Source organism: Variovorax defluvii, from assembly GCF_039541515.1.
Classification (GTDB): domain Bacteria; phylum Pseudomonadota; class Gammaproteobacteria; order Burkholderiales; family Burkholderiaceae_C; genus Variovorax; species Variovorax defluvii.
Window position 1 is genome coordinate 95,375 of record NZ_BAABGJ010000027.1, and the last position, 11,893, is coordinate 107,267.

The window sequence follows — 11,893 nt, forward strand, 5'->3', positions numbered from 1 at the left end:
TTTCGATAGACGAGGAAGGCATAATGAATTCCAAGATAAGACGGAATTTGTTATGAATCTTCACCAGTTCAAGTTCGTGCAGGAGGCCGTCCGGCGCAACCTCAATCTCACCGAGGCGGCCAAGGCCCTGCACACCTCTCAGCCCGGCGTTTCCAAGGCGATCATCGAGCTCGAGGAAGAATTGGGCGTGGAAATCTTCGCGCGCCACGGCAAGCGCCTCAAACGCATCACCGAACCCGGCCAGCACGTGCTGGCGAGCATCGAATTGATCATGCGCGAGGTGGGCAACCTCAAGCGCATCGGCGAGCAGTTCAGCGCCCAGGACAGCGGCACGCTCTCCATCGCCACCACCCACACGCAGGCGCGCTACGTGCTGCCGGTGCCGGTGGCCAAGCTGCGCGAGGCCTACCCCAAGGTGAACGTGAGCCTGCATCAGGGCTCGCCCGATCAGGTGGCCCGCATGGTGATCGACGAGGTCGCGGAGATCGGGATCGCCACCGAATCGCTCGCCGACTACGCCGAGCTGGTGACCCTGCCCTGCTACGAATGGCAGCACGTGCTGGTGCTGCCCAAGTCGCATCCGCTGGCGGACAAGGAACGCATCCATCTCGAGGACATCGCTTCCGAGCCGATCATCACCTATCACCCTTCCTTCACCGGGCGCACGCGCATCGACCATGCCTTCGCGCAGAAGAAGCTGGCGCCCCGCATCGCGCTGGAGGCGATCGACTCCGACGTGATCAAGACCTATGTGCGGCTGGGCTTGGGCGTGGGCATCGTGGCCGAGATGGCGGTGCGCGATGACTCCAACGCCGACCTGGTGGTGCGCCCCATGGGGCACGTGTTCGGCACCAACATCGCCCGCGTCGCGTTCAAGCGCAGCGCCTACCTGCGCAACTTCGTCTTCAAATTCGCCGAGCTGCTGTCCGACCGGCTCGACCGCAACCTGATCGCCAAGGCCCTGGCGGGCCACCACGAGGACTACGAACTGTGAATGCATCTGTCGCGCGTACCCCGGAAGTACGGACCAAACTGCCGAGCGTCGGCACCACCATCTTCACCGTGATGTCGGCACTGGCCGTCGAGAAGAACGCGGTGAACCTGGGCCAGGGCTTCCCCGATTTCGACTGCGACCCGAAGCTGCTCCAGGCGGTCACGGCCGCGATGGCCGCGGGCCACAACCAGTACCCGCCGATGCCGGGCATCCTGCCGCTGCGCGAGGCGATCGCCGCCAAGATCGAGGCGCTCTATGGCCATCGCTACGACGCGGGCAGCGAGATCACGATCACCGCCGGCGCCACGCAGGCCATCATCACCGCCATCCTCGCGGTGGTGCGCGCGGGCGACGAGGTCATCGTGCTGGAGCCCTGCTACGACAGCTACACGCCCAACATCGAGCTGGCTGGCGGCACGGTGGTGCGAGTGCCGCTCACGCCGGGCACCTTCAGGCCCGATTTCGACAAGATCGCCCAGGCGATCACGCCGCGCACGCGGGCCATCATCATCAACACCCCGCACAACCCCAGCGCCACCGTCTGGACCGAGTCCGAGATGCGCCGCCTGGAGCAACTTCTCGCACCCACCGACGTGCTGGTGATCAGCGACGAGGTGTACGAGCACATGGTGTACGACGGTGCGGCCCACCAGAGCGCGGCGCGCTTTCCTGGCCTGGCGGCGCGCAGCTTCATCGTCAGCAGCTTCGGCAAGACCTATCACGTGACCGGCTGGAAGGTGGGCTACGTGGCCGCGCCCGCGCCGCTGAGCGCCGAGTTCCGCAAGGTGCATCAGTTCAACGTCTTCACCGTGAACACACCCATGCAGCACGCGCTGGCCAGCTACATGGTGGACCCGGCGCCCTATCTGGAGCTGCCGGCCTTCTATCAGCGCAAGCGCGACCTCTTCGCCGAGGGTCTCGCGAAGACCCGCCTCAAACTGCTGCCCAGCACCGGCACCTATTTCCAGTGCGTGGACATCCGGGAAGTCAGCGACCTGGGCGAGGCCGAGTTCAGCCAGTGGCTCACCCGCGAACTCGGGGTGGCGGCGATCCCGCTGTCGGCCTTCTATGCCGACGGCTTCGACCAGCGGGTGGTGCGCTTCTGCTTCGCCAAGAAGGATGAGACGCTGCGCAGCGCGCTCGACCGGCTGGCGCGGCTCTGATGCCCGACTCGACTCGATATCACGCCTTCCGACACGAACGGTAGGAGAGTCCTGACCGCCGGAGGGCGCGCCTTCCGGCGATGGCCGCGCGGCCTCGCCCCGATCATGGGTTCCTCGGTACACAACACCAAGGAGATTTCATGTCGCTCTCGTTGATCCTGCTGATCGTCCTGATCCTGCTGCTGATCGGCGCCCTGCCGAGCTGGGGCTACAGCCGCAGCTGGGGCTATGGCCCGAGCGGCGGCCTGGGATTGGTCGTGCTGGTGGTGGTCGTGCTCCTGCTCATGGGACGCATATAGACGCCGCCCGCGCCGACGAAGAAGAGCCCACTCCGGTGGGCTTTTTTTTCGGCCGACCCGGCGTCGATGCACGTCGATCAGCTCTGAAGCTGGGCCCAGAGCTTGTCCAGGCGCTTGATGCTGACCGGCTGGGGCGTGCGCAACTCCTGCGCGAAGAAGCTCACCCGCAGTTCCTCCAGCAGCCAGCGGAACTCCACCATGCGCTCGTCCACCGCGCCCTTGCGCTCGGAGACCAGGCGCCAGTAGCGCTGCTCCTGCGGACGCAGTTCCGCAAGGCGCTGCGCGTCGCGTGCCGGGTCTGCGCGCAGCTTGTCGAGCCGCAGGGTGATGGCCTTGAGGTAGCGCGCGAAATGGGCCAGCCGCTGCCAGGGCGTGTCGGCCACGAAGCGCTTGCCCATCAGGCGCTGGAGCTGCTGCGCCGCATCCGCCGTGGCGGCCGGCTGGATCTTTGTGTCCTTGATCTTCCGCGCCGCCAGGGTGTATTCGGAGAGGATGGCGCCGGCCAGGCGCGCGACCTCGTTGGCGATGAGCGTGAGACGGCCCCGGCCCTCTTCCACCCGGCGCTCGAAGCCGGCCTGGTCCGTGGGCAGCGGGTCCTGCAGAAAGGCGCGGTCCAGCGCCACCTCGATGATCTGCGCCCGCAGTTCCTCCGACGTGCCCAGCGACAGGTACGCCACCGCCATCTTCTGCAGGTCGGGAATGTTCCTCTCGACGTACTTCAATGCGTCCTTGAGCTGCAATGCGAACAGGCGCCGCAGGCCCGCGCGGTGCTTCGCCGCGGCCACCGCAGGCTCGTCGAAGACCTCGATCGTGACTGCATCGCCGGCATCCACCAGCGCAGGGAACCCGATCAGCGCCTGCGCGCCGCGCCGCAGCTCCATCAGCTCGGGCAACTCGCCGAAGCTCCAGGCGGTGTAGCGCTGGCCGGCGGGCGGTGCCGATGCGGCTTCGGGCTTCGGGGCGCCGCGTGATGCGCCGGAGCCGGGTGCGGTGGGGGCCATGGCGGCCTCCCCCGCCGGCTTCACCTGCAAGCCGGCCAGCGCCTGGAAAGCGCCGCGTGCCTGCGCGCCCAGCTCCGCCTTCAATGCGCCCAGGTTGCGGCCCATGCCGAGCTGGCGGCCGTGCTCGTCCACGACGCGCAGGTTCATGAACAGGTGCGGCGGCAGCATGTCCAGCTTGAAGTCGGTGCGCTTGACGTCCAGGCTGGTCTCGTCGCGCACCCGCTTGAGCAGCACCTCCGTCAGCGACCCTTGCCCGAATCGCTCCGGCGCAGACAGGTCATCCGCAAGCCGTGCCGCCGACTCGGGCAGCGGCACGAAGCGGGAGCGCGGCTTCTGCGGCAGGCTCTTGAGCAGGGCCTGAATCTTGTCCTTGAGCATGCCGGCGACCAGCCATTCGCAGCGCTCCTCGCTCACCTGGTTGAGCACGAAAAGCGGCACCGTCACGGTCAGCCCGTCCTTCGGGTCGCCGGGCTGGTGCAGGTAGCCGGCCGCGCAGTCCACGCCGCCCAGGCGCAGCGTTGGCGGGAAGGATTGCGTGGTGATGCCCGCCGCCTGGTGGCGCATCAGCTCGTCGCGTGTCAGGTACAGCAGGCGCGGCGCGTCCTTCGCGGCCTGCCGGTACCAGGCCTCGAAGGCCTGGCCGCTGGCCACACCAGGCGGCAGTTGTGCGTCGTAGAAGGCGTAGATCAGCTCTTCGTCCACCAGCACGTCCTGCCGGCGCGACTTGTGCTCGAGCCCTTCGATCTCGCGCACCAGTTTGCGGTTGGCCGCCAGGAAGGGAAGCCGGGTTTCCCATTGCGCGCCGACCAGCGCCTCGCGGATGAAGATCTCGCGCGCGGCCACGGGATCGACCCGGCCGAAGTCGACCCTGCGTCCGCTGTAGACCACCAGCCCGTAGAGCGTGGCGCGCTCCAGCGCCATCACCTGGGCGCCCTTCTTTTCCCAATGGGGATCGAGCAGTTGCTTCTTGAGGAGGTGGCCGGCCACCTGCTCCAGCCATTGCGGCTCGATGTTGGCGATGCCACGGCCGAACAGGCGCGTCGTTTCCACCAGCTCGGCACAGACGATCCAGCGGCCGGGCTTCTTCTTCAGGTGCGCGCCGGGATGGCGGTGGAACTTGATGCCGCGAGCCCCGAGGTAGGCCTCTTCCTCCTCCATCTTCCAGCCCACGTTGCCGAGCAGGCCGGAGAGCATGGACAGGTGCAGCCCCTCATAGCTGGCAGGGGCGCTGTTGATGCGCCACTTGTGCTCGGTCACCACGGTCAGCAGCTGCGAGTGGATGTCGCGCCATTCGCGCACGCGGCGCACATTGACGAAGTTCTGGCGCAGCAGCGACTCGTATTGCCGGTTGCTCAGCTTATGCGTCTCGCCGTGCCCTCCGCGGGCATCGTGAATCCACCTCCACAGCCGCAGGTAGCCGCTGAACTCGCTCTTCTCGTCGTCGAACTTGGCATGCGCCTGGTCGGCCTGCTGCTGGGCCTCCAGCGGGCGGTCTCGCACGTCCTGTACCGACAAGGCGCTGGCGATGACCAGCACCTCCTCCAGGGCGCCACGCGACCGCGCCTCCAGGATCATGCGGCCGACGCGCGGGTCCAGCGGCAGCTTCGCGAGTTCCTGGCCCATGGGCGTCAGCTCGTTCGCGTCGTCGACCGCGCCGAGCTCGTTGAGCAGTTGATAGCCATCGGCGATGGCGCGGCGCTGCGGCGCCTCCAGGAAGGGGAAGCGCTCCACGTCGCCCAGGTGCAGCGACTTCATGCGCAAGATCACCCCTGCGAGCGAGGAGCGGAGGATCTCGGGATCGGTGAAGCGCGGGCGGCCCTGGAAGTCCTTCTCGTCGTAGAGGCGGATGCAGATGCCGTTGGCGACACGGCCACAGCGGCCTGCGCGCTGGTTGGCCGCGGCCTGGCTGATCGGCTCGACCAGCAGTTGCTCCACCTTGCTGCGGAAGCTGTAGCGCTTGACGCGCGCCGTGCCGGAGTCGATCACGTAGCGGATGCCGGGCACGGTCAGAGAGGTCTCGGCCACGTTGGTGGCCAGCACGATGCGCCGGCCCGCGTGACTGTCGAAGACGCGGTCCTGCTCGGCCTGCGACAGCCGCGCGAAAAGCGGCAGCACCTCGGCGTTGCGCAGCAGCGGCTGGTGCGCCAGGTGCTTGCGCAAGTGGTCCGCGGCCTCGCGGATCTCGCGCTCGCCGGGCAGGAAGACAAGGATGTCGCCGGCGTCGCGCGGGTCGCGCCAGAGTTCGTCCACCGCGTCGGCGATGGCGTCGTTCAGGTCGTGGTCGCGCGATTCCTCGAAGGGCCGGTAACGCTGCTCGACCGGGTACATGCGCCCCGAGACGAAGATCGTCGGCGCGGGCCCCTTCGCCGACGCGAAATGCTGCGCGAAGCGCTCCGCATCGATGGTGGCCGAGGTCACGATCACCTTGAGATCGGGCCGCCGCGGCAGGATCTCGCGCAGGTAGCCCAGCAGGAAATCGATGTTGAGCGAGCGCTCGTGGGCCTCGTCGATGATCAGCGTGTCGTAGGCCTTGAGCAGCGGGTCGGTCTGCGTCTCGGCCAGCAGGATGCCGTCGGTCATCAGCTTGACCGAGGCGTCGCGCGACAGGCGGTCCTGGAAGCGCACCTTGTAGCCCACCACCTCGCCCAGCGGCGTCTTGAGTTCCTCGGCGATGCGCTTGGCCACGGACGAGGCGGCGATGCGCCGCGGCTGGGTATGGCCGATCAGCCGGCCACGCCCGGGCGGAGAAGCGTTGTGCCTGCCGCGGCCCATCGCCAGCGCGATCTTGGGCAACTGGGTGGTCTTGCCCGAGCCGGTCTCGCCGCAGACGATGACGACCTGGTGGCCGGCGATGGCCGCCATGATCTCGTCGCGGCGTGCCGACACCGGCAGGGACTCGGGGAATTCAATGGAAAGGGGCGTCAGCGCGTGGGACTCGGTCACCCGCGTGATTATGCCGCACCCTTCACGGATTCACATGTTCACGTATTTCTGTGTCAGAATGCGACGCAGGAGCAAGCCATGTCCAACCTCACCATCTCCGTCGACGACGAACTGATCAAGCAAGCGCGCGTGCGGGCCATCCAGCAAGGCACTTCGCTGAGCGCCAAGGTGCGCGAATTCCTGCAGGAGTACGTCAACGAGACAGGCGACACGCAGCAGCGGCGGCGCGACGAGGCCACGGCACGGCTGATGGCCGCGATCGACAACGCGTCGAGCCATGCGGCTCCCGAGCCGGCCAAGGCTGGCGCCTCCCGCCGCACCTTGCGGGACGAACTGTACGAGGGCGACTTCCGAAAGCGCGAACGCGAGGCCTCCGACCCGAGCTCCCGCTGACCGTATGGCTGCGTTCTTCGACACCAACGTCCTCGTGTACTGCGTGGACCCCCGCGATGCGGGCAAGCAGGCGCGAGCGCGCGAGCTCGTGGCCTCCGCCAGCGCGAGCAGTGACGGCACCGTGAGCACCCAGGTCCTGATCGAGCTCTTCAGCGTGCTGACGCGCAAGCAGAAGGTGCCCGAGCCGGTCGCGGCCGATCTGGTCCAGGCCTATGCCCTGTGGCCCGTGGTCGACAGCGACCTCAAGCTTTTCCAGGCCGCCATGGCCACCGCAGTCGAGCATCGGCTGTCCATCTTCGATGCGATGATCGTCCAGGCGGCCATGCGCAGCGGCGCGAACATCCTCTACAGCGAAGATCTGCAGCACGGCCGGGTATTTGGGCCGCTGAAGCTCGTGAACCCCTTTCTCTGACCTCCATGTCCACCGTCTTCAACTTCACCTTCGTCCCCTGGTTCCGCTCGGTGGCGCCCTATATCCACATGCACCGCGGCAAGACCTTCGTGGTCGCCATGGCGGGCGAGGCCATCGCGGCGGGCAAGCTGCCCAGCATCGCGCAGGACCTGGCGCTGATCCAGAGCATGGGCGTCAAGGTGGTGCTGGTGCATGGCTTCCGTCCGCAGGTCAACGAGCAACTGCGCGCGAAGGGGCACGAGGCGAAGTACTCGCACGGTATCCGCATCACGGACGAAGTCGCCCTCGACTGCGCACAGGAAGCCGCCGGCCAACTGCGCTACGAGATCGAGGCCGCCTTCAGCCAGGGCCTGCCGAACACGCCCATGGCCGGCTCCACCGTGCGCATGATCTCGGGCAACTTCATCACCGCACGGCCGGTCGGCGTGGTGGACGGCGTCGATTTCCAGCATTCGGGCCTGGTGCGCAAGGTCGATGCCGCGGGCATCCGCCGCGGGCTCGACTTCGGCGCGATGGTGCTCATGTCGCCCTTCGGCTTCTCGCCCACCGGCGAGGCCTTCAACCTCACGATGGAGGAAGTCGCGACCAGCGTGGCCATCTCGATCCAGGCCGACAAGCTGATCTTCCTGACCGAGGTGCCCGGCATCGCGCAGGACCCGGGCCTGCCCATCAGCGAGGACAACCCGATCGACACCGAACTGCCCCTGGACAGTGCCCGCAAGCTGCTGGCTTCGCTGGCACCGGCGCAGCGCCCGACCGACACCGCCTTCTACCTGCAGCACTGCGTGAAGGCCTGCGAGGCCGGCGTGGAACGCAACCACATCATTCCCTTCGCGGTGGATGGCTCGCTGCTGCTGGAGGTCTACGTGCACGACGGCATCGGCACCATGGTGATCGACGAGAAGCTCGAGTCGCTGCGCGAGGCAACGGCGGACGACATCGGCGGCATCATCCAGCTGATCGAGCCCTTCGAGCGGGACGGCACGCTGGTCAAGCGCAGCCGCACCGAGATCGAGCGCGACATCGGCCAGTACACGGTGATCGAGCACGACGGCGTGATCTTCGGCTGCGCGGCCCTGTATCCCTACCCCGAGGCGAAGACGGCCGAGATGGCGGCGCTGACCGTGTCGCCGCAATCGCAGTCGCAGGGCGACGGCGAGCGCATCCTCAAGCGCATCGAACACCGCGCCAAGGCCAGCGGACTCGACAGCATCTTCGTGCTCACCACGCGCACCATGCACTGGTTCCTCAAGCGAGGCTTCCAGCAGGTCAATCCCGACTGGCTGCCCGAAGCGCGCAAGCGCAAGTACAACTGGGACCGCAAGAGCCAGGTGCTGGTCAAGAAGCTGGGCTGACGCGCGCCCGCCCCCGTCACACCTGTACCGTGCCCCGATGCGGCAGCCAGGGCGACGCGGATAATCACGCCCATGAATCCCCTGCTCGCCAAGCTGCAGCCCTACCCCTTCGCGCGCCTGCGCGAACTCTTCGCGGGTGTGACGCCCGACCCTGCCCACCCGCCCATCAGCCTCGGCATCGGCGAACCCAAGCACGCCACGCCAGCCTTCATCAAGGACGCCCTGGGCGAGAGCCTCGACACCCTGTCGGTCTACCCGGCGACCGCCGGGGAGCTGCCGCTGCGGCAAGCCTTCACGGACTGGGTCCAGCGCCGCTATGGCCTCGCACTCGATCCCACGACGCAGGTGCTGCCGGTGAACGGCTCGCGCGAAGCCCTCTTCGCGCTGGCGCAGACCGTGATCGATGCCAGCGCGAAGCCGGGGCCGGTCGTGGTCTCGCCCAATCCTTTCTATCAAATCTACGAAGGCGCCGCGCTCCTGGCGGGCGCCGAACCCTGGTACGCGCCCAGCGTGCCGGAGCGCAACTTCGCCGTGGACTGGGGCAGCGTGCCCGCGGAGATCTGGGCGCGCACCCAGCTGGTGTACGTCTGCTCTCCCGGAAACCCCACCGGCGCGGTGATGCCGCTGCCCGAGTGGGAAAAGCTGTTCGAACTGGCCGACCGCCACGACTTCGTCATCGCCTCGGACGAGTGCTACAGCGAAATCTACTTCCGCGACGAGCCGCCGCTGGGCGGCCTGGAGGCCGCGGCAAGGCTGGGCCGCGGCGACTTTCGCCGCCTGGTGGCCCTGACCTCGCTCTCCAAGCGCAGCAACGTGCCGGGCCTGCGCAGCGGCTTCGTGGCCGGCGACGCATCGGTCCTGAAGCAATTCCTGCTCTACCGCACCTACCACGGCAGCGCCATGAGCGGCGCCGTCGCCGCCGCCAGCATCGCCGCCTGGGGCGACGAACTGCACGTGGTCGACAACCGCGCCCAGTACCGCGCCAAGTTTGCCGCCGTGATGCCGCTCCTGGAGCCGGTGCTGGACGTGCGCCTGCCCGACGCCAGTTTCTACCTCTGGGCCGGCGTGCCCGAAGCGTGGGACGGCGACGACACCGCATTCGCCCGCGCCCTCTACGCTCAATACAATGTGACGGTGTTGCCCGGCAGCTATCTGGCGCGCGACGCGCAAGGGGCCAACCCCGGCCGGGGCCGCGTGCGCATGGCGCTGGTGGCCAGCACCAAGGAGTGCGTGGAAGCCGCACGCCGCATCGTCCAATTCGTTCAACAGGGCCGCTGAGGCCCCACATCCTCGACTTTCACATGACCCAGCAACTCCAGCAGACCATCGACGCCGCGTGGGAAGACCGCGCCAACATCTCCGCCACCAGCGCCACGAAGGAGGTCCGCGACGCCGTCGAGCATGTGATCGCCGAGCTCAACAACGGCAAGCTGCGCGTCGCCACCCGCGAGGCGGTGGGCCAATGGACGGTGCACCAGTGGGTCAAGAAGGCGGTGCTGCTGTCCTTCCGCCTGCGCGACAACGAGCAGATCCAGGCCGGCGCACTGGGCTTCTACGACAAGGTGCCGACCAAGTTCTCGCACCTCTCCGCCAACGAGTTGAAGGAATCCGGCGTGCGCATCGTGCCGCCGGCCGTCGCGCGCCGCGGCAGCTACATCGCCAAGGGCGCGATCCTGATGCCCTCCTACGTCAACATCGGCGCCTATGTGGGCGAAGGCACCATGGTCGACACCTGGGCCACCGTCGGCTCCTGCGCCCAGATCGGCGCCAACGTCCACCTCTCCGGCGGCGTGGGCATCGGCGGCGTGCTGGAGCCGCTGCAGGCCGGGCCGACCATCATCGAGGACAACTGCTTCATCGGCGCCCGCTCCGAGGTGGTCGAGGGCGTGGTGATCGAAGAGAACTCCGTGCTGTCCATGGGCGTGTACATCGGCCAGAGCACGCCGATCTACGACCGCACCACCGGCGAGGTGAGCTATGGACGCGTGCCGGCCGGCTCGGTCGTCATCAGCGGCTCCCTGCCGAAGGACAACGGCAAGTACAGCCTGTATGCCGCGATCATCGTCAAGCGCGTCGACGCGCAGACGCGCGCCAAGACCTCGTTGAACGACTTGTTGCGGGACTGATCCGCCGCGCGCCGAACGACCCGCTTTCACAACACCGCTGGAGGAGTGAGCCGATGAAGACGATGGAGCGAATTCTTCGCCTGATGGCCGAGCGCAAGGCGTCCGACATCTACCTGTCGGCAAACGCCCAGGCGCTGATCCGCATCAACGGCAACTGCGTGCCGATCAATGCGCAGATCCTGCCGCCCGAAGCGCCACTGGCCTTGCTGGCCGAGGTGGTGCCGGAGGGGCGCATCGCGGAGCTGCAGGAAAGCGGAGAGCTCAACATGGCCATCGCGCTCGAAGGCGCAGGCAACTTCCGTATCAGCGCCATGCGCCAGCGCGGGAGCTACGCGGTGGTGGTCCGACACATCGCCTCCGTGATCCCCGCCTTTGACGAGCTCAACCTCCCGGAGATCCTCAAGACCCTGGTGATGGAGAAGCGTGGCCTGATCCTGATGGTGGGTTCCACCGGCGCAGGCAAGAGCACCACCCTGGCCTCGATGCTGGACTACCGCAACGAGAACGCCACCGGGCACATCCTCACGGTCGAGGAGCCGATCGAGTTCACCTTCACCAACAAGAAATCGATGGTGAACCAGCGCGACGTCGGCAGCGACACCCAGTCGCTGCAGACCGCACTGAAGAACGCGCTGCGCCAGGCGCCCGACGTGATCCAGATCGGCGAGATCCGCGACCGCGAGACCATGACGGCGGCGATCGCCTACGCCCAGTCGGGCCACCTGTGCGTGGCCACGCTGCACGCCAACAACAGTTACCGCGCGCTCAATCGCATCCTGAGCTTCTACCCGGTGGAGGTGCGCCCCACCTTGCTGAACGATCTGAGCGGCGCGCTGCGCGCCATCATCGCCCAGCGGCTGCTGCGCACGCCCACGGGCAGCCGCGTGCCGGCCATCGAGGTGATGCTCAACACGACGCTGGTGGCCGACCTCATCGGCAAGGGCGATTTCTCGGGGGTCAAGGAAGCCATGGAGCAGTCCATGGCCGAAGGCTCGCAGACCTTCGAGGAAGACATTGCCCGCCTCATCGTCGAGGACCGCGTCACGCGCGAGGAAGGCCTCTCCCATGCGGACTCCCCGACCAACCTGATGTGGCGTCTGCAGAACCGCAACGCCGCGCAGCCACACAAGGAAGAGCGCGCCCTGCTCGACCAGGTCGACGAACCTTCATTCACGGACATCACGCTCGACGTCCGCCACTAGTTTTC

10 protein-coding genes are annotated in these 11,893 nt (G+C 67.4%); 9 read left to right on the plus strand and 1 reads right to left on the minus strand.

Going from position 1 to position 11,893, the window contains the following annotated elements:
* The first annotated feature begins 52 nt into the window (after positions 1-52).
* From ABEA07_RS14220 to ABEA07_RS14230, 3 genes are all read left to right on the plus strand, one after another.
* Entirely contained in the window at positions 53-994 is a 942-nt protein-coding gene (locus tag ABEA07_RS14220) for a CysB family HTH-type transcriptional regulator (RefSeq protein WP_345538616.1), read from the plus strand.
* A complete protein-coding gene (locus tag ABEA07_RS14225; protein ID WP_345538617.1) occupies positions 991-2,157 on the plus strand; it encodes a pyridoxal phosphate-dependent aminotransferase in 1,167 nt (388 codons plus the stop codon). Before ABEA07_RS14220 ends, ABEA07_RS14225 begins: the two co-directional genes overlap by 4 nt.
* Positions 2,158-2,297: 140 nt before the next feature.
* Entirely contained in the window at positions 2,298-2,456 is a 159-nt protein-coding gene (locus tag ABEA07_RS14230; protein ID WP_345538619.1) for a DUF3309 family protein, read from the plus strand.
* A gap of 77 nt (positions 2,457-2,533) precedes the next feature.
* Here ABEA07_RS14230 and hrpA read toward each other — a convergent pair whose 3' ends face one another.
* Positions 2,534-6,400, minus strand: coding sequence for an ATP-dependent RNA helicase HrpA (gene hrpA, locus ABEA07_RS14235; RefSeq protein ID WP_345538621.1), 3,867 nt, complete (start codon positions 6,398-6,400; stop codon positions 2,534-2,536).
* A 78-nt stretch (positions 6,401-6,478) separates the two neighbouring features.
* Between hrpA and ABEA07_RS14240 the strand changes: the two genes are divergently transcribed.
* From ABEA07_RS14240 to ABEA07_RS14265, 6 genes are all read left to right on the plus strand, one after another.
* Complete coding sequence (locus ABEA07_RS14240) at positions 6,479-6,793, plus strand: DUF6364 family protein (RefSeq protein WP_345538622.1); 315 nt, start codon at positions 6,479-6,481, stop codon at positions 6,791-6,793.
* A 4-nt stretch (positions 6,794-6,797) separates the two neighbouring features.
* Positions 6,798-7,205 carry a PIN domain-containing protein gene (locus tag ABEA07_RS14245; RefSeq protein ID WP_345538624.1) on the plus strand — a complete coding sequence of 136 codons (408 nt, stop codon included), beginning with the start codon at positions 6,798-6,800 and terminating at the stop codon, positions 7,203-7,205.
* Positions 7,206-7,210: 5 nt separating this feature from the next.
* On the plus strand, positions 7,211-8,560 hold the full coding sequence (argA, locus tag ABEA07_RS14250; RefSeq protein WP_345538625.1) for an amino-acid N-acetyltransferase: 1,350 nt from the start codon (positions 7,211-7,213) through the stop codon (positions 8,558-8,560).
* A 72-nt stretch (positions 8,561-8,632) separates the two neighbouring features.
* Positions 8,633-9,838, plus strand: coding sequence for a succinyldiaminopimelate transaminase (gene dapC, locus ABEA07_RS14255; RefSeq protein ID WP_345538626.1), 1,206 nt, complete (start codon positions 8,633-8,635; stop codon positions 9,836-9,838).
* Positions 9,839-9,861: 23 nt separating this feature from the next.
* The gene (gene dapD / locus ABEA07_RS14260; protein WP_345538628.1) at positions 9,862-10,686 is read left to right on the plus strand and encodes a 2,3,4,5-tetrahydropyridine-2,6-dicarboxylate N-succinyltransferase; all 825 of its coding nucleotides are present in this window, start codon (positions 9,862-9,864) and stop codon (positions 10,684-10,686) included.
* Positions 10,687-10,739: 53 nt separating this feature from the next.
* Positions 10,740-11,888, plus strand: coding sequence for a PilT/PilU family type 4a pilus ATPase (locus tag ABEA07_RS14265; protein ID WP_345538629.1), 1,149 nt, complete (start codon positions 10,740-10,742; stop codon positions 11,886-11,888).
* Positions 11,889-11,893: the final 5 nt, after the last annotated feature.